Origin of the sequence: Streptomyces sp. NBC_00038, from assembly GCF_026343635.1 — a bacterium.
Lineage (GTDB): Bacteria > Actinomycetota > Actinomycetes > Streptomycetales > Streptomycetaceae > Streptomyces.
The window spans coordinates 9,166,342-9,184,399 of record NZ_JAPELQ010000001.1 but is presented as its reverse complement, the minus strand read 5'-3'; the positions used below and the strand labels follow the sequence as shown (position 1 = coordinate 9,184,399).

Here is an 18,058-nt window from a genome sequence, read left to right as displayed (position 1 = left end):
CAGCGGCTCCGAAGTCTCTCCGAAGCGCCGGCGCGCACAGTCGTTCCCGCCGGGCGACGTGGGGCGCCCGGCAGCGGAGCCATCAGGAGGGAGCGGCAGCCATGACCAGGTACGCGGGCAGGAGGGCCGTGGTCGTCGACCAGGCCAACGGGATCGGTCTGGCCATCGCGAAGCGGCTCGTGGAGGGCGGCGCGGAGGTCCTGCTGACCGCGGGCACCGCTCAGGAGCGGGCGTACGCGAGCGCCGAACTGGGTTCCGCGGCCCGGGTGGTCGCCCCGGACGCCGTCGAGTCCGCCCTCGGACCGGTCGACGGCACCGGCCACGGCGGCGTCGACCTCGTGTTCGCCGATGCCGTACCGACCGCTCGTCCGCTGCTGCCGCACCTCGACGACGGCGGCGCGGTGGTGCTCACCGCCGCCGCCCCGACCCCGGCGTCCGTGCGCACGCTCGCCGCCGAGCTCGCCCCGCGCGGCATCCGCGTCAACGCGGTGGCCGCGAGCTGTATCGAGGCGCCGGCCGGCGGCGCCGAACCCCTGCCGCCGCTGGGGCGCCTCGGCTCCGCCGAGGAGGTGGCCCGGGCCGCGCTGTTCCTCGCAACGGACGCGACGTTCACGACCGGCGCCCGGCTCCCCGTCGACGGCGGTCTCGGCCACCCGTAGCCGGACGTACGTGCCGGTTCGCCCAGCACCCGAAACGCCCCCAGCACACAGAACCCCGAACGCACACCGTCCCCAGACGATCCGGAGATCACGGCATGAGCACGTCTTCCAACACCACAACCACCCCCGGCAAGGACACCCGCGCCGCACCCGACGCGGAGGAACGGCGGAAGCTCCCGCTCTTCGCCCTGCTGGCCCTCGCCACGGCCGTCTTCATCACCAGCCTCACCGAGACCCTCCCGGCGGGCCTGCTCCCCGCGATGAGCGACGACCTCCGCATGAGCGAGTCCGCGACCGGCCAGACGGTGACGATCTACGCGATCGGCACCGCCCTGACCGCGATCCCGTTGACCGCGGCCACCGCGGCCTGGCGGCGCAAGGTACTGCTGCTGACCGCCATGGCGGGCTTCGCCGTGGCCAACACCGTCACCGCCGTGTCGTCGAACTACGGCGTGACGATGGCGGCGCGGTTCGTCGCGGGTGTCGCCGCCGGTGTGGCCTGGGCGCTGCTCGCGGGGTACGCCCGGCGCATGGCGCCCGTCGCGCTGCAGGGCAAGGCGATCGCCGTCGCCATGGCCGGTATTCCGTTGGCGCTCTCGCTCGGTGTGCCGGCCGGCACCTTCCTCGGCGAGACGCTCGGCTGGCGCACGGCGTTCGTGGCGATGACGGTGCTCACGGTGGTGCTGCTGGTGTGGATCTTCGTGGCCGTGCCTGACTACCCCGGGCAGCCGGCCGGTGAGCGCCCGAAGATGCTGGAGGCGCTGCGCGTCCCGGGCGTGGCCCCGGTGCTGTTCGTCACGCTGGCCTTCGTTCTGGCCCACACCGTGCTGTACGCCTACGTCGCCACGTTCCTGGAGGACCTGGGCATGGGCGGCGACACCGACGTGGTGCTGCTGGTCTTCGGTGCCGCCTCCCTGCTCAGCATCTGGATCGTGGGCGCCCAGATCCACCGCCGGCTGCGCTCCCTGACCATCGCCAGCACCCTGCTGGTGGCCGTGTCGGCGGCGCTGCTTGCCGTGCTCTCCGACACCACCGCCCTGGTGTACGTCGCCGCCCTCCTGTGGGGCCTGGGCTGGGGCGGCGTGCCGACCCTGCTGCAGACGGCCGCTGGCGACGCCGGTGGCGAATCCGCCGACGCGGCCCAGGCGATGCTGGTCACGCTGTGGAACGTGGCCATGGCGGCCGGCGGTGTCATCGGCGGCATCCTGCTCGACGTGGTCGGCAGCGACTCCTTCCCCTGGACCATGCTCCTGCTCCTGCTGCCGGTGCTCGTGGTCGTCGTCCTCTCCCGCAGCCACGGTTTCCCCGCGAAGCGCGTCGGCGCGTAGGACGCCGGACGGCCTCCGAACGTCCCTCCCCCGTGGGGGAGTTCGGGGGCCATCCTCGTGACGGCCCTGCACCTTCTGGCGACTGGGCGTAGGACAATCCCGTAGACCTGCAGAAACAGTTGGAGCTCCTGGAGGACCGTCCGCACCTGCCGTACGCGGCGGCGGACGGCGCCGGCCACAACGTCCGCCTCCACCAACTCCCGGTCGTGGGCCGCCCGTCGGGCGGCCGGCCCGACACCCTGGCGGCCGGTCGCTGACGCGCCCCCGCCGGGCCATGAACGGCCGCCGAAGGTACATCCCCCGGCCTTCGGCGGTCATCGGCCTTTTGTTCACGATCTGTTGACACTGCGTCCGACCCCGGACAGCACACCCCCGGCAGGCCGGTTCACCGGCATCTGTGCCGCCCGTCACACCTCCCGGTCCCCTTTCGGCGCTGGTCAGAGGGCGAAGTCGCGAAGTCGCCGTGCACCCCGTGAAATTTTCCTTCGAGAAGGTATTTTTGTGGCCGCGAGGCTGCTCGGTACACCTGCCGGGGTGCGAGCGATCGAGTTCTAGGGGGCGTGACGTCAGATGTCGTCAGGAGAGATACGCGCGGCGGATGCGGGCGAAGAAGCCCGCATGCAGACGTACCTCGAGGAGATCTTCAGTCCGCTCCACCGGGCGGAGCAACGCCGTTGGGCCCGGGCGTATCTGCGGGGCCTGCTCCATGGCACCTGCCGCAAGACGCCACGGCGGATGGCGCGGGCCGAGGCGCTGCCACCGGCCGCGGCACAGGGCATGCACCAGTTCATCAACGCCAGCCCGTGGGACTGGGCACCGGTCCGGAGCCGGCTCGCCCTGCGGGTCGCCGCGAGCACCACGCCGTACGCCTGGACCGTCGCCGAACTCATCATCCCCAAGCGTGGCGAGCACTCGGTGGGCGTGCACCGCCGCGTGGACGCCGGGACCGGACTGACCGTCAACTGCCAGCGGGCGGTGGGGCTGTTCCTGGCCGCGGGCGCCCACTGCTTCCCCGTGGACTGGAGTCTCGTCCTGAACGACGCCTGGGGCCGGGACCGGCAGCGCAGACTCCGGGCACGCATACCGGAGTCGGAGACCGCGCGTCCCGTCGGCGGCCATGTCCTCGACCTCGCCGCCGACGTCGTGGCGCAGCCCCGGCTGCCCGCCGTGCCCTGGGTACTCGACCTGACGCGCAGCGACGACGCGAGCGGCGTCCTGGCGGGGCTGGCCAGGCAGCAGTTGGACATCGTCTGCGAGGTCGACCCCGGCCAGATCGTGTTCACCGGGGACAGCTTCCCGACGGTGATCACCGTGGGCGAGCTGATGGAGGGCCGGTACGCCCGGAAGCCGCAGGTGATCACGCGGCAGGCGCCGGACGGCACGGTCAAGGCGATACCTATCCACATCTACGCAGGGACCGTGCGCCTGCCGCGGCGCAGCACCGGCCGGGAGGACGGCTCGGTCAGCTACCGCATCCTGAAGCTGCGCGCCCCGGACGGACGCCGGGCCGCCCGGTACTGGATCACCAGCCTCACGGACCGGAGCGTGGAGGAGGTCATCGCGCCGGTACGCAGCCGAGCCGCCGTCCGCACGGCCGTCACCGCACTGCGGAAGGAGTTCGGCGCCCTCGACTTCGAGGGCCGCTCCTTCCCCGGCTGGCACCACCACATGACCCTGGCCTCGGCCGCGTACGCCTTCCGAAATCTCCCCGCCGGCCCCGGCCTGGCTCCCGTCACGCCGGTGCCCGCCGCGGCGGGCACGGCCGCGAGCTGACGCGGCGCGAAGAGGAAGGCCCCCCACATGAGCAACGTACTCGTGGTGGAGCAGGACGCCTGCACCGCCGAAGCCCTGATGCGTGATCTGCGCCGGCAGGGATACACCACACTCAGCGTCGACACCGGCGCGCACGCCCTTCGCATCTACCGTGACGCCGATCTCGTCCTGCTCTCCCTGGAACTGCCCGATATCGACGGACTGGAAGTGTGCCAGTCCTTACGGGCCGAGAGTGACATCCCCATGATCGCTTTCACGCGTATCGACGAGGAACTGGAAAGGGTCCTCGCCCTCAGGGCGGGCGCGGACGACTGTGTGGTGAAAACCTGGGGATTCCGGGAAATCGGCGCACGTATCGAGGCGGTGCTGCGCCGTACCCGGCCCCGGTCGACCGTTTCCGAGACCATTTCGCTGCGCCCGCTCCACATCGATCCGCGAACCCGGGAAGTGCGTGTGCGCGACCGGATCGTCGACGTCACGTCGAAGGAATTCGAGCTGCTCCACCTGCTGGCCGCCAATCCGGAAACCGTGGTGACCCGGAAGGAGTTGATGGCGAAGGTCTGGGGCAGCAACTGGTCGCGGACCAGCCGCACCATCGACACGCATGTAAGCAGTCTGCGGGCGAAACTGGGATCCAGTGGATGGATCATCACGGTCCGCGGCGTCGGTTATCGAATGGGCCACGCCGGCTGACACTGGGCCCCGGGCGACTTCATGTCACCCGGGGCCATTTGCCGTGTCACGCAATCCGGTCGTCCAGGTCCCGCAGCAGCGAGTGGGCGGCGCCGGCGTCGCTCACCGCGCGCCGCGCCCACCAGACGGACGCCAGGTTCGAGGAGAACAGGGGGCGGCCGGGGTCCTCGCGGGCGAGCTCCGTGAGGGCGGCGATGGTGCCCATGCCCGTGCCGGTGAACAGCACCGCGGTGCCGTCCGCGAGCCCGCGTTCCCGTATGCGCCGCAGGATCTCCGGCGTGGTCACCCGGTACGGGTCGTAGTGCTCGCTCCCGTCCTGGTTCCGCGCCGCCGGGACGAGCACCACGTCGTCGACCTGCAGCCCGGCCCGCTCCCAGAAGGCGCGGGAGGTGTCGGTGAGCCACGGCTGGTAGGGCGAGACGAGCGTCAGGCGGGCCACGCCGAGCGCCTCGCACAGCGCGAGGATCGCCTGCGTCGACGACGCCACGCGATAGCCCACGCGCTCCGACAGTTCCTCGCACAACGCACGGTCGCCGTCGGGGTTCAGCAGGTAGTGCGAAGCACTGCAGGCCACCACGGCGGCGTCCAGGCGTAGTTCACCGAAGTCGCCGAGGGTGTCGGGGAGTACGCGGTTGTACGTCTCCAGCATTTCCTTGAGTTCCGTTCCTGGCGTCACCGGGAAACGCGCGGTGAACACATTCATTCCGGCGCCCGCCAAGTGGTTGAACTCCGGTTCCGCTGTGGGGTTTTCCGGCGGTACGACGAGCCCGAGCCTGGGGTTTGAGAAAAGGTCCATGCCCGCACCGTAGGACGCCTGTCACAGCGACGGCGGACAACTCCCCTGGAAATGACCTCGGGCGCACACCGGCCTTGCACTCCCTTTCCTACTTGACACTCCTTGACACTCCCTCACAGAGCCCTGACCCCAATCCCCTTGTTCTGCCCCGGAGTTCGGGAGAGCGTATGAACCACGGCCTGCCGAACCCTTGAGGAGTGAAGGCAATGACCACCGAAGAAATCCCCGAGGAAATACCGGCGCAGCCCCGCATTTCCGACGCGACCCTGCGGGATTCCGCGCACATGGCCGGCGTGGAGTTCGGCCCGAAGGACGCCGCGACCATCGCCCGTCTGCTGGTGAGGACCGGCGTCGAGCTGGTCGAGGTGGGCATGGTGTCGGGACCGGGCTCGAAGGACGCCGATCTCGTCCTCGCCACCCATGAGGCCGTCGGCCCCGAGCGCAGCATGACGCTGGTCGTGGTGCGGGACCGCCGGCAGGTCGCCGAGGCTCTCGACGAGGCCGAGCGGCTGGGCGTACGGCACATCATGTACTCCATCCCCACCTCCGAGCAGCACGCCCAGCTGAAGCTCGGCTCGTCCAGCCCCAAGTTCCTGCAGACGCTGGCCCGTTCGGCGATCTCGCAGGCCAAGGAGCGCGGCTTCCACGTCACCTTCAGCGGCGAGGACGGCGCCCGCACCCCCAAGGAGCGGCTCGTCCCCTACGTCGCCGCGGGCTTCGAGGCCGGGGCCGACCGGTTCCGGCTCGCGGAGACCGTGGCGTACCTGTCGCCCTGGCAGATGGAGAAGGTGATCGCCGGTCTCACCGCGATCGACGGTTCCGAGATCGAGATCCACTCGCACAACATGCTTGGCATGGCCGTCGCCAACTCCCTGGCCGCGGTGCGCGCGGGAGCCCAGTGGATCTCGGCGACCGTCGGAGGCATCGGCGAGCGCGGCGGCAACGCACCGCTGGCCGAGCTGCTCACCTCCCTGCGCGTCATCCACGGCGACACCCGCTTCGACCTGACCCATCTCACCGAGCTGTCGCGGGTCGCCCTCAAGGGCGCCGGTCTCGGCGAGGCGTTCCAGTCCGGGCCGACCACACCGCACGCCTTCGCCTACGAGCTGCCCGGTCAGCTCAACCATCCGGCGGCGTACGAGACGCTGCCCGCCGAACTCGTCGGCAACGTCCGCGAGTTGCGGGTCCGCAGCCGTCTCACACCCGCGCTCGTCAAGTGGGCGCTCGACGGCTCGGGCGTCTTCGTCGACGTCGAGGCGTTCACCCCGTGGCTGGTCGACCGGCAGGAGCGCACCGACGGCCCGCTCCTCGACCAGGACGCCATCCGCAAGGCCGCCATCGACTTCCAGGCCGCCTGAACACCACCCCAATTCACCCTGACACACCAGGAGTTGTGCCATGCCCACCGCCACTCTCAACGGCGTCTGCCCCGAATGCGAGACCGACCTGACCGTGCCGCCGATCGACCGGGGCGAGACCCTCTCCTGCCCCGAGTGCATGCTCACGCTGCGCGTCGAGGACGTCCAGGACGGGCAGCTGACCCTGCACATGGTCGAGGTGCAGCTGCGCGACTGGGGTCAGTGAGATGGCCAAGTCGGTAGCCATCGTCGCGGACCGGATCAGCTGGGAGGAACGCGAACTCATCAAGGCCGCGCCGGACTTCGGCCTGAACATCGAGTGGGTCAACGACGAGTCCCTGTGCCTCGGCCACCCGGACGCCCCCTCCGTGCAGGACTACGACGCGCTGCTGCTGCGCAGCCGCAGCTACACCCGCGGCGGCCTGATCGCCACCCTCGCCGAGGCGGCAGGCGTGCCGGTCCTCAACACGGCGAGGGCGGTGCACGCCTGTGAGAACAAGGCCGTCCTGCGCACGGTGCTGCGCACCGCCGGGGTGCCCGTGCCGGAGTACCGGCTCGTGCTGTCCCGCAAGGACTTCGAGAAGTCCCTCGACCAACTGGAACTGCCGCTGGTCCTCAAGCCGGTCTACGGCGGCATGGGCAAGCGCGTCACCCTGATCCGGCACGCCGACACCGCCCAGTCCGTGTACGACTACGTCGAGGATCTCGGCCACGCCTTCGAGCAGGCCTGCCTGGTCGAGCCGTACCTCGGCGGCGGCACGTCGGTGCGCTGCCTGGTCGTCGGCCACGAGCTGGTCGGCGCCGCGGAGTTCGCCTCCGGCGGCACCGACTGGCGCAACAACGCGGCGCTCGGCAACAGCAGCCGCGCCGTCGCCCACGACCCCGACGTACTGAAGATCATCGACGGGGTGGTGGCCGAACTCGGCCCCGGGATCTACGGAGTCGACCTCTTCGGCACCGCCGACGGCTACGTCGTCAACGAGGTCAACCACGCGCCCGGTTTCCGGGCGGTGGCCTCGGCGACCGGGGCGGACATCCCGTCGGCCGTCGCCCGCTACGTGCAGGAGCTGATCGCATGATCCGCGCGGGAGTCGTCGGCGCCTCCGGGCTCGCCGGCGGCGATCTCATCCGACTGATCACCCAACACCCCGATCTGGAGCTGACCTTCCTCGGCGGCTCCTCCAACATCGGCCGGCGCCCGGCCGAGCTGCACCCGAATCTCCGTCTCGACCTGGGCCTGACGGTGCAGCCGGTCACCGAGGAGATCGCCGACCAGGTCGACGTCGTCTTCCTGGCCACGCCCGCACCGGTGTCCGCGGAGCTGGCCGCGCTGCTCGCGGACCGGGTGCCGGCCGTCGTGGACCTCAGCGGCGCCTTCCGGATCCGCACCCCGGAGCTGCACGACCGCTGGTACCCGAAGGTCAAGCGCCGCACCGACCTCGCGGACCGCTTCGTGTACGGCGTACCGGAGCTGATCGGCGACCAGTTGACGGACGCGGCGCTCATCTCGCTGCCCGGCTGCTACGCCACCGCGATCACCCTGGGCCTCGCCCCGCTCACCCTCGGCCTCGGGCTGAACCTGAAGACCGTGGTGGTGGACGGCAAGAGCGGCTCCAGCGGCGGCGGCCTGCAGCTGCGCACCTCCGACCTGCACCCGTTCCGCAGCGGCGCCATCACCCCGTACTCCCCCACCGGGCACCGGCACGCCGCCGAGGTCGGCGACTTCCTGGAGCGCGGCAAGCCCGGCACCGTCGGCTCGCTGAGCATGTCCGCGTACGGCGTCTCGCATGTGCGCGGCCTGCTCACCAGCTCCTACGTGTTCACCGACGACCCGGTCGACCAGCGCGAGCTGCAGCGGGCGTACGTCCGCTACTACAAGGAGCACCGCTTCGTGCGGGTGCGGCGGCACGCCGAGACGCTGATCCCGGTGCCCGACCCGCAGGCCGTGCTGGGCTCCAACTACTGCGACGTGACCGCCCTGCACGACGAGGAGGGCGGCCGGATCGTCGTACTCGCCGCCCTCGACAACCTGGTCAAGGGCGCGGCGGGCCAGGCCGTCCAGGCCGCCAACATCCGGTTCGGGCTGCCCGAGGAGACGGGTCTGACGATGCAGCCGGTGATGCCCGCATGAGCGGGACGGCAGCCGGGACCGCGCCCACCGTGGTGAAGCTGGGCGGCAGTTGCCTGGACGACCTCGCTGGCGACTGGTGGGACGACCTGGCCCGGCACGGCCGGGAGCGGCCACTGGTCCTGGTGCACGGCTGGTCCAAGCCGCTGAAGCGGCTCAGCCCGCGCTACAGCGAGCCGTCGGCGATCCTGCGCGACCGGTACGGCAACCAGAGCCGCTGGACCACGCCCGAGGTCATCGCGGACATCAAGACCGTCAGCGCCCGCCTTGGCGAGGAGGTCCTCGGCCGCCTCGAACAGCGCGGCATCGCCGCGGAACGGCTGCTCGGCAGCGACGGACTGGTCGCCGCCGGCGAGGGCGAGCGCTGGTGGTGGCAGGACAGGCAACTCGTCGAGCTGGAGAACCTGGTCGGCCCGATCACCGGGGTGGACCCGGCATCGCTGAAGAACCTCCAGCCGGGCCACGCCTACCTCGTCACCCCGCTGGCCAGGAACGCGGCGGGCCAGGAGGTCAACACCGACGCCGACCGGGCCGCCGCCGCCATCGCCGCCGCCACCGGCGCCACCGACCTGGTGCTCGTCACCGATGTCGCCCATCTGCTGATCGACGGGGAGCCGGTGCGCCGGATCACCGCGAAGGCCGCGGGCACCTTCCGCGACAAGGGCGCCACCGGCGGCATGCGCAAGAAGCTGCGCGCCGCGGGCGAGGCCCTGGACGGGGGCGTGGAGCGCGTCGTCATCGGCAGCGCGACCGTCACGGATCTGCTCGCCGCCCGCACGGGCACCGCCATCACCCGCACCTGAGGAGCAAGCACGTGGCGCACTCCCGCGTACTCGTCGTCAACAACGGAACGCTGTCCCTGAAGCAACTCCGCAGCAGGTTCGAGGAGTTGGGCTCGGACACCGAGGCGGTCGACGCCGCGTCCGTGCCCGCCCGGCTCGACGGCCGCTACCAGGCGATCGTCCTGAGCGGCACCAAGGTGCGGGCCTACGACCGCGATTACTACAAGCCGCTCGTGGACCTCGTCATGACCTCCGACGTCCCGGTCCTCGGGATCTGCGGCGGCATGCAGATCCTCGCGGTCGCGGCCGGCGGCCGCCTGGCCGAGGGACCGCAGCGGGTCGGCGGCCACGAGGCGCAGGTCGACAAGTCGGAGCCGCTCTTCACCTACGTGAAGCCGACGGTGACGGTCTTCCACCGGCACACCCTCTATCTCCAGGAGGCCCCCGAGGGCTTCCGCTCCATCGGCCGCTCCGAGCACGCGCCCGTGGAGTTCCTGCGCTCCGACGACGGCCGCATCTTCGGCGCCCAGGCACATCTGGAGTTCCGCAGCGACGGCCTGGAGATCCTGCGCGGCTTCGCCCAGCTCTACCGGTGACGGCCCCGAATTCCCGTACTCGATCAAGGATTTGGACTAGGCAATGAGTGATCTGGAAACCTCGCAGGACCCCGCGTTCACGGTCCACCTGAACGGCAGCGGCGGCGCGCTCAAGGGCTGGGTGGTCGTCGACACGCTGTACGAGGGTCTGGCCATGGGCGGTGTGCGGATGACCCCGGGGGTCACCGAGGAGGAGGTGGCCGGCCTCGCCCGTGACATGACCCAGAAGTTCACGCTGGCCGGGCTGCCCATCGGCGGCGCGAAGGGCGGCATCGTCTCCGACGGCACCGACCGCGAGGAGACCTTCCGCACCTTCGGCCGCACCGTGAAGCCGCTGCTGCACGGCGGTATCCACCTCGGCATCGACATGGGGGTCACCCCGGCCGACCGGGCCGTGTTCTTCGCCGAGGCCGGCTACGACCCCCGCTACCGCTCCGGTGCCCCGGACATGCCGATCGACTGGCGCACGTACTACGAGCCGTTGATCGACTGCACCGGACACGGCGTCGGGGTCGCGGCGGTCACCGCTCTGGAGGCGAGCGGCCGCAGCGGTCCTGCCCGGGTCGTGGTGCAGGGCTTCGGCGCGGTGGGCCGGGCCGTCGCGCGGTTCCTGGAGGACCGCGGGCATGTGATCGTGGGCGTCGCCGACGTCGAGGGCACCATCAGCGCCGACCGGCTGCCGGTGGCCGAACTGGTCGCCGTCACCGACGAGTTCGGGCGGATCGACCGCTCCCGACTGCCGCAGCAGGTCACCGTCACCGCAGAGCCGGACGCCTGGCTCGACGTCGACGCCGACCTGCTGATCCTGGCGGCGCAGAAGCACGCGCTGAACGCGGACAACGCCCACCGGCTGCGCGCCGGCCTTGTGGTCGAGGGCGGCAACATCTCCTCCACCGCCGAGGCGCGGGAGAAGGTGCGGGCCTCGGGCGCCTTCCTGGTGCCGGGCGTGATCGCCAACATCGGCGGGGCCGGTTCCGCCGCCCTGGCCGTCACCCGGGTCGTGCCCTTCGACCTGCCGGCGGAGGCCCGTAAGGCATGGGTCTTCGACTGGGTCGGCGACTGCGTCCGCCGCAACACTCGGGACCTGCTGGAGATCGCCGCCGGGAGTCCGGGCGACCCGCTGACCGAGCTGCTCGACGTCCGCGGAAAGGAGCGCGGATGACCACGGCGGCGACCGAGCGCGCCACCCCGGGCCCGGCTCCGCACGCGGCCGAGTACCGGCGCCGGGGCTGGTGGCGGGACGAGACCTTCCTCGACGACCTGCACCGCCAGGCACGGATACGGCCGCACAAGCTCGCGATCGCGGGCCGCCGGATCGCCGAGTCCCGCACCGACACCCTCGACTACGCCGAACTGGCCCGCCTCACCGACCGGTTCGCGCTGGCACTGCTCGAACTCGGCGTGCGACGCGGGGACTTCGTCGCTGTCCAGCTCCCCAACCGGTGGGAGATGGTGGCGCTGATGTTCGCCGGCATGCGGGTCGGCGCCGTCATCTGCCCGATGTCGCCAATCTGCCCCGAGGACGAGCTGCGCCACCGTCTCGGCCTCACCGAGGCCCGGGTGTGCGTGACGCTCCCGGAGTGGTCGGGCACCCCGCTGGCACAGATCGTCACCGACCTCAAGGACGAACTCCCCTCCCTCGACCACGTGTTGGTGGTGGACGGGCAGGCCCCCGAGGGCGCGCTGTCCTTCCACGACCACTTCGTGGCCACGGCCCGCGAGGAGCACCGGGCCGCCGACCTGGACGGCCTGGCGCTGACGGCCGACGAACCGTTCGTCGTCCTGTTCACCTCCGGCACCACGGGCGAGTCCAAGGGCGTGCTGCACAGCCAGAACACCGTCCACTCCGCCGTACGCGGCTATGTGGACGCCTTCGGGCTCGGCGACGACTGGGTCGCCGCCGTGTCCACGCCTCTCGTCCACTACTCGGGCTTCGCACAGGGCGTCCTCGCGGGCGTCATGGTCGGCGGCACGGTGGCGTTCCAGGACATCCGCAGGAACGAGGCGCTGCTCGACCTGGTCGAGCACTACGGCGCCACACTCCTGTACGGGCCGCCCGCCACCCTCGCCGACGTGGCCGCCTCGCAGCGGACCCGGAAGCGGGACACGAGCTCCCTGCGGCACGTGGTGATCGGCTCCGCGCCGGTCCTCGCGGAGCTGGCCGCCGAGGTCCACGACGCCCTCGGCGCCCGCGCCCACTCGCTGTGGGGCATGTCGGAGAACGGTCCGGTCACCATGACGCGGCCCGAGGACCCCGACGACTGGGCGGCACACAGCAACGGCCGCGCCATCGACGCCATGGAGATCCGCGTCGACCTTCCCCCACTCTCGGCTTCGCTCGAACGGGGGGACCCCCATGGCATCGACGGGGAGAACGGGGAGAGCGGTCTCGTGGGCCGGCTCCGGGTACGCGGAGCATCCCTCGCGCTCGGCTACCACCGGCGCGAGGAGGCGTTCGCGGCGGAGCTGGGCGCGGACGGCTGGTTCGACACCGGGGACCTGGCGCGGGACGACGGCCGGGGCGGCATCCGCATCATCGGCCGCGCCCGCGACGCGATCCACCGCGACGGCGTGGTGGCGCCGATGACGGAGCTGGAGGCGCTGATCGGCAGCCACCCGAAGGCGGTCGAGGCCGCGGTGGTGGGTCTGCCGTCGGAGTCGGCCCCCGGCGGGACCGAGATCTGCGCGGTGGTGGTCCCGGCCGGCGGCGCGGTCCCGTCGCTCGACGGCATCCGCAGCCACCTGCGGGAGTCGGGCCAGGACCCCCGCTTCCTCCCGGACCGCCTGGAGCTGCTCCCGGCTCTCCCGAAGACCTTGACGGGCAAGGTCCGCAAGGCGGAGCTGCGACAGCGGTACGGAGCGCCGACGAGCTGACCGGCTCGGCGTACCGGCGAGTCGGCGGTCCGGTCGCCGGTACGCCGAGACCCCGCCCCATCGGCCCGCCTGCCCGCCTGCCCACCTGCTCACCGCCGGCTGATTGGCCGATCCACTGAGCCACCCAGCCACCGACCCGGCGCGGCCGCCTCCCCGACAGACCAGCCGCCCCTCTCCCCCATCCCCCAACCCGTCCTCACCCTCGCCCTCATCCTCGTTGGAGCCAGAAATGCCCGAACCCGCACCGGTCTCCATGTCGGCGACGCTCGCCGCCGACGAGGCCATGGCCCGGCGGCGTCGCGCCGGGGAGCAGGTGCTGTCGATGACCAGTGGCGAGATCGGCCTGCCCGCCCACCCCGCCCTGCGGGAGCGGCTGGCCGCCGCGGCGGAGGAGAACGCGTACGGCCCCGTGCCCGGGAGTGAGGCGCTGCGTGCGGCCGCCGCCGGGTACTGGGGGCGACGCGGACTCGCCACCGATCCCGCACTGGTCGTCGCGGGTCCGGGCAGCAAGCCGCTGCTGTTCGCGCTGCTGCTCGCCGTCGGCGGCGACGTGGTCGTGCCCGTGCCGAGCTGGGTGAGCTACGCGGCGCAGGCCAAGCTCGCGGGAGCCCGCCCCCTCGGCGTACGGACCCCGCCAGGCCAGGGCGGTGTGCCGGACCCGGAGCGGCTGCGCGAGGCGGTCACCGAGGCGCGTGCCGCGGGGCGGGATCCGCGGTCCGTGGTGGTGACGGTGCCGGACAACCCGACAGGCACCGTCGCCTCACCTGAAGTGGTGCGTCAACTGGCACTGGTGGCACAGGAGTTGGATTTGGTCATCATCTCGGACGAGATCTACTGCGACCTCGTGTACGCCCCCTCGGCGCCCGCCGAGTCCCCGGCCCGGCACGCCCCCGAGCGCACCGTCGTCACCACCGGGCTCACCAAGAACCTGGCGCTGGGCGGCTGGCGCACCGGGGTGGCCCGGCTGCCGGACGGCGACCTCGGGCGGGCCCTGCACGGCCGGCTCGTCTCGATCGCCAGCCAGATCTGGTCCAGCCCGACGGCACCCGTGCAGACGGCGGCCGCGTACGCCTTCGGCGAGCCCCCGGAGATCACCGAGCACATCGCGGCGAGCCGCCGGCTGCACGAAGCGGTGGCGCGCACGGTCGCCGACCGTTTCACCGCGGCCGGCGCCCTCCTGGCCCCGGTCCGCGCGACCTGCTACCTCTACCCGGACTTCGAACCGCTCCGGGACCACCTGGCGCGGACGCACGGCGTCCTCGACGGCGACGACCTGGCCCGTTTCCTCACCGACCGCCACGGCCTCGGCGTACTCCCCGCGAGCGCCTTCGGCGAGTCCCGGCACGCACTGCGCATCCGGGCCGCCACCAGCCGCCTCTACGGCGACACGGACGAGCAGCGCCGGGCCGCCCTCGCGGCACCGGACCCTCTCGAACTGCCGTGGATCCGTGGGGCAGTTGATCGCATAGCCGCGATCCTCACCGACCTCACCGGCACGGCGGCTCTCTCCCTCACCCCGCAGTCCTGATTCCCAACTCCCACGAGCCCAGGAGAACCTTCCCCATGTCTGACCAGATCCTCTTCGAGGCCCTCTACCAGGGCGAACGTCACGTCGGCTTCGGCCTCCCCGAGCCGGGCACCGAGCAGACCCTGTACCGGGTCGCCGACGGGCAGCTCGCGGCGGCGTTCATCGCCACCGACGGCTCGGCGGACGCGATCAAGGCCGCCGTCACCGAAGGCGCCGAGGCGGTCACCGTCACCGCCGGCGACCCGGAGTTGCGGCCGCTGCCGCCACTGCTTCCGACGGCCACCGGGAACGCCCTGCTGAGCGGCTTCATGGGCACGCACAAGAAGAAGTGGGGCGGGAAGTCCGCCCCGGAGGGCGAGTTCACGCCGCCCAAGTGGTTCTTCAAGGGCTTCGGCGACTGGGTAAGGCTGCCGGGCGAGCCGCTGACCGTGCCCGCGAACCCGGTCGCCCTCATCGAGGAGCCCGAGGTCGCCCTCGTCTACGTCAACGACGCCGACGGCACCCCGCACTACGCGGGCTACACCTTCGGCAACGACCTGTGCGACATCGGCCTGCACCGCCAGGACCCCGGCTACAACCCGTACTGCAAGCTGTGCGACACCGCCCTCACGCCCTGGCTGTTCCTCGGCGAGCCGCCGGCCTCGGTGACCGGCCGGGTCACCATCGAGCGGGACGGCGCGACCGCCTGGGAGGGCAGCTTCGACTGCGGCGACGACGCCCTGTACTTCCGGATCCGGGACATGGCGGAGCACCTGTTCTCGTTCCCTGCGGTGCGCCGGCCCGGACTGGTCAACTACGTACTCCTGGGCGCCGACGAGGCCAGCTTCCACGACGGTTTCCGGATCGCCGACGGCGACCGCATCGCCATCGACGTCAAGAGCCACGGCGTGGCCTTCGACAACACGGTGCGGTACGTCTCCCCCGCTCCCCTCGTCTGAGAGGCAGACTCCATGACCGCGGTCGTCAGAAAACAGGTGCACCTCGCGGCGCAGCTGCCCGGCATTCACAACGTGACCGTGTGGTCCGACCCGCGGTCACGGAGCCAGATCGCCCTCGACTCCTTCGTACGGCTCGCGCGGACCGCCGAACGCGGCAGGTTCGACTTCTTCTTCCTCGCCGAGGGACTGCGACTGCGCGAGCACAAGGGCGAGTTCTACAACCTGGACGTCGTGGGCCGCCCGGAGAACCTGACGCTGCTCGCCGCGCTCTCCGCCGTCACGAACCGGCTGGGACTGGCCGCCACCGTCAACGCCACCTTCAACGAGCCGTACGAGGTGGCGCGCAGGCTGGCGACCCTGGACCACCTCAGCGGCGGGCGCGCGGCCTGGAACGTGGTCACCAGCTTCGACGCCTTCACCGGCGAGAACTTCCGCCGGGGCGGCTTCCTCGCCGAGGCCGATCGTTACAGCCGGGCCGCCGAATTCCTGCGTACGGCACGGGAGTTGTGGGACAGCTGGGCCGACGACGCGGTGCGGGCCGACGCGCGGACCGGGGAGTTCGCCGACTCCGGCGCTGGTGCGTTCGCGCACCGGGGGCGGCACTTCGACATCGCGGGGCGGTTCAACACGCCGCGCGGTCCGCAGGGACATCCCGTGGTCATCCAGGCCGGGGAGTCCGACGCGGGGCGGGAGTTCGCCGCGCGAGACGCCGACGTCATCTTCAGCAAGTACAACTCGCTCGACGAGGCCCGCGCCTTCTACCGGGACGTCAAGGGACGCCTGGCCCGGTACGGCCGCCGCCCCGACGACCTGTTGGTCGTCCCCACCGCCACCGCCGTGGTCGCCGACACCGACGCGGAGGCCGTGGCGTACGCCGAGGAGATCACCCGCGCCCAGGTGAGCCCGGGGACCGCGATCGCCCACCTGGAGGCGGTGTGGGGCCGCGACCTGTCGGCGTACGACCCGGACGGGCCGCTGCCCGACGTCGACCCGGAGCCCGACTCCCAGCTCCTGAAGGGACATTCGGTGTTCCGCAACAGCAGCCGCCGGGAGGAAACGGCACGGCGGTGGCGCAAGCTGGCCGAGGAGCGGGGGCTGAGCATCCGCGGGCTGGTCATCGAGGTCCACGGCGGCCAGACCTTCGTCGGCAGCCCGCGCACCGTGGCCGACGCCATCGACCACTTCGTGCAGAGCGACGGGGCCGACGGCTTCGTCCTTGTCCCGCATCTGACGCCCGGCGGCCTGGACGACGTGGTCGACCGGGTGGTGCCGCTGCTGCAGGAGAAGGGCGTCTTCCGCGAGGACTACACGGGGACGACGCTCCGGGACCACCTGGGCCTGCGCCCGCGCACCCGCACGTCCACCGAGGAGGACTCGTGACCGGCACCCCGCTGCACCTCGCCGTCGCCTTGGACGGCGCGGGCTGGCATCCGGCGGCCTGGCGGGCCGCGGACGCCCGGCCCGGCGAGCTGTTCACGCCCGGCTACTGGGCCGACCTGGTGGCCGAGGCCGAGCGTGGCCTGCTCGACTTCGTCACCCTGGAGGACGCCCTGGGCCCGCAGTCCGCGGCCTTCCACCGGCTCGACGACCGCGTCGACCAGGTCCGGGGCCAGTTGGACGCGGTGCTGCTCGCCGCCCATCTGGCCCCGCTGACCACGCACATCGGCCTGGTCCCCACCACGAACGTCACGCACACCGAGCCTTTCCACATCGCCATCGGCATCGCGACCCTCGACCACGCCGCCGAGGGCCGGGCCGGCTGGCGCCCGCAGATCTCCGCACGCGCCACCGACGCCGCCCACTTCGGCCGCCGTACGACACCACTGCTGACCGACGAGGACGTGCGCGACCCGGAACTGATCGCGGCGCGGCTGCGGCCGCTGTTCGCCGAGGCCGTCGACGTGGTGGAGGTGGCGCGGCGGCTGTGGGACAGCTGGGAGGACGACGCGGAGATACGGGACACCGCGACGGGCCGCTTCATCGACCGCGCCAAGCTGCACCACATCGGCTTCGAGGGCCCGCACTTCACCGTCAAGGGCCCCTCGATCACGCCGCGTTCGCCGCAGGGCCAGCCGCTGGTCGTGAGCCTGGCGCACGCCTCCACGCCGTACGAGTTCGCGGCGCACGCCTCCGATGTCGTGCTGGTCACCCCGCACAGCCTCGTGGGCGCCCGGGCGATCCTCGGGCAGGTCGACGAGGCGGTGGCGGCGGTGTGCCGGGACGTACGGGCCCGGCCGCTCAAGCGGTTCGCGGAACTGCTCGTCTTCCTGGACGACGAACCGGGCGCCGCCGCCCGCCGCAAGGCCTCCTTGGACGCGCTGGACGGCGCCGAACTCGCCTCGGACGCCGAGATCTTCACGGGCACGCCCGGCGACCTGGCCGACCTGCTGCTCGACTGGCGCACCGCCGGCCTCGACGGCTTCCGCCTGCGCCCCGGCACCCTGCCGCACGACCTCGCCGCGATCACCCGCGCCCTGGTCCCGGAGTTGCAGCGACGCGACGCGTTCCGCACCGCCTACGACGCCACGACCCTGCGCGGACACCTGGGTCTGGCCCGCCCGAACAGCCGCTACGCAAACGCAGGTTCCGGAACCGGATGAGCCGG

Annotated in this window: 18 protein-coding genes; 17 read left to right on the top strand and 1 reads right to left on the bottom strand. The window is 71.9% G+C overall.

What is annotated here, in order from left to right; all coding sequences use genetic code 11:
- Positions 1-101: 101 nt before the first annotated feature.
- From OG219_RS41145 to OG219_RS41125, 5 genes are all read left to right on the top strand, one after another.
- Positions 102-659, top strand: a complete 558-nt coding sequence (locus OG219_RS41145; protein WP_266835521.1) for an SDR family oxidoreductase — start codon at positions 102-104, stop codon at positions 657-659.
- Between the two features lie 95 nt (positions 660-754).
- A complete protein-coding gene (locus OG219_RS41140; protein ID WP_266835519.1) occupies positions 755-1,987 on the top strand; it encodes an MFS transporter in 1,233 nt (410 codons plus the stop codon).
- A 119-nt stretch (positions 1,988-2,106) separates the two neighbouring features.
- Positions 2,107-2,244, top strand: coding sequence for a hypothetical protein (locus OG219_RS41135; protein WP_266835517.1), 138 nt, complete (start codon positions 2,107-2,109; stop codon positions 2,242-2,244).
- 361 nt (positions 2,245-2,605) lie between these two features.
- Positions 2,606-3,760: a transposase gene (locus tag OG219_RS41130; RefSeq protein WP_266835515.1), complete on the top strand. Its 1,155-nt coding sequence runs from the start codon at positions 2,606-2,608 to the stop codon at positions 3,758-3,760.
- Positions 3,761-3,787: 27 nt separating this feature from the next.
- Positions 3,788-4,453, top strand: a complete 666-nt coding sequence (locus OG219_RS41125; RefSeq protein ID WP_266835513.1) for a response regulator transcription factor — start codon at positions 3,788-3,790, stop codon at positions 4,451-4,453.
- 46 nt (positions 4,454-4,499) lie between these two features.
- On the opposite strand, the gene OG219_RS41120 is transcribed toward OG219_RS41125, so the two are convergent.
- Positions 4,500-5,249, bottom strand: coding sequence for an arylmalonate decarboxylase (locus tag OG219_RS41120; RefSeq protein ID WP_266835511.1), 750 nt, complete (start codon positions 5,247-5,249; stop codon positions 4,500-4,502).
- Positions 5,250-5,455: 206 nt separating this feature from the next.
- Between OG219_RS41120 and OG219_RS41115 the strand changes: the two genes are divergently transcribed.
- The 12 genes from OG219_RS41115 to OG219_RS41060 all read left to right on the top strand — a co-directional run bounded on the left by OG219_RS41115 (position 5,456) and on the right by OG219_RS41060 (position 18,053).
- On the top strand, positions 5,456-6,607 hold the full coding sequence (locus OG219_RS41115; protein WP_266835509.1) for an isopropylmalate synthase: 1,152 nt from the start codon (positions 5,456-5,458) through the stop codon (positions 6,605-6,607).
- Between the two features lie 40 nt (positions 6,608-6,647).
- Positions 6,648-6,833: a lysine biosynthesis protein LysW gene (locus OG219_RS41110; RefSeq protein WP_266835507.1), complete on the top strand. Its 186-nt coding sequence runs from the start codon at positions 6,648-6,650 to the stop codon at positions 6,831-6,833.
- Between the two features lies 1 nt (position 6,834).
- Entirely contained in the window at positions 6,835-7,686 is an 852-nt protein-coding gene (locus OG219_RS41105; RefSeq protein ID WP_266835505.1) for a RimK family alpha-L-glutamate ligase, read from the top strand.
- Positions 7,683-8,738: an N-acetyl-gamma-glutamyl-phosphate reductase gene (gene argC / locus OG219_RS41100; RefSeq protein ID WP_266835503.1), complete on the top strand. Its 1,056-nt coding sequence runs from the start codon at positions 7,683-7,685 to the stop codon at positions 8,736-8,738. Before OG219_RS41105 ends, argC begins: the two co-directional genes overlap by 4 nt.
- The gene (locus OG219_RS41095) at positions 8,735-9,538 is read left to right on the top strand and encodes an acetylglutamate kinase (protein ID WP_266835501.1); all 804 of its coding nucleotides are present in this window, start codon (positions 8,735-8,737) and stop codon (positions 9,536-9,538) included. Before argC ends, OG219_RS41095 begins: the two co-directional genes overlap by 4 nt.
- 11 nt (positions 9,539-9,549) lie before the next feature.
- Positions 9,550-10,113 carry a type 1 glutamine amidotransferase gene (locus OG219_RS41090; RefSeq protein ID WP_266835499.1) on the top strand — a complete coding sequence of 188 codons (564 nt, stop codon included), beginning with the start codon at positions 9,550-9,552 and terminating at the stop codon, positions 10,111-10,113.
- Between the two features lie 43 nt (positions 10,114-10,156).
- Positions 10,157-11,275 carry a Glu/Leu/Phe/Val dehydrogenase dimerization domain-containing protein gene (locus OG219_RS41085; protein ID WP_266835497.1) on the top strand — a complete coding sequence of 373 codons (1,119 nt, stop codon included), beginning with the start codon at positions 10,157-10,159 and terminating at the stop codon, positions 11,273-11,275.
- Positions 11,272-12,987: an AMP-binding protein gene (locus OG219_RS41080; protein ID WP_266835495.1), complete on the top strand. Its 1,716-nt coding sequence runs from the start codon at positions 11,272-11,274 to the stop codon at positions 12,985-12,987. The genes OG219_RS41085 and OG219_RS41080 overlap by 4 nt, the downstream gene beginning before the upstream one ends.
- A 229-nt stretch (positions 12,988-13,216) precedes the next feature.
- Positions 13,217-14,515 carry a pyridoxal phosphate-dependent aminotransferase gene (locus OG219_RS41075; protein WP_266835493.1) on the top strand — a complete coding sequence of 433 codons (1,299 nt, stop codon included), beginning with the start codon at positions 13,217-13,219 and terminating at the stop codon, positions 14,513-14,515.
- A 35-nt stretch (positions 14,516-14,550) separates the two neighbouring features.
- Positions 14,551-15,453: a fumarylacetoacetate (FAA) hydrolase gene (locus OG219_RS41070; protein WP_266835491.1), complete on the top strand. Its 903-nt coding sequence runs from the start codon at positions 14,551-14,553 to the stop codon at positions 15,451-15,453.
- Positions 15,454-15,465: 12 nt separating this feature from the next.
- Positions 15,466-16,833 carry an NtaA/DmoA family FMN-dependent monooxygenase gene (locus OG219_RS41065; protein ID WP_266835489.1) on the top strand — a complete coding sequence of 456 codons (1,368 nt, stop codon included), beginning with the start codon at positions 15,466-15,468 and terminating at the stop codon, positions 16,831-16,833.
- Positions 16,830-18,053, top strand: coding sequence for an LLM class flavin-dependent oxidoreductase (locus OG219_RS41060; RefSeq protein ID WP_266835487.1), 1,224 nt, complete (start codon positions 16,830-16,832; stop codon positions 18,051-18,053). Before OG219_RS41065 ends, OG219_RS41060 begins: the two co-directional genes overlap by 4 nt.
- The last annotated feature ends 5 nt before the right edge of the window (positions 18,054-18,058 follow it).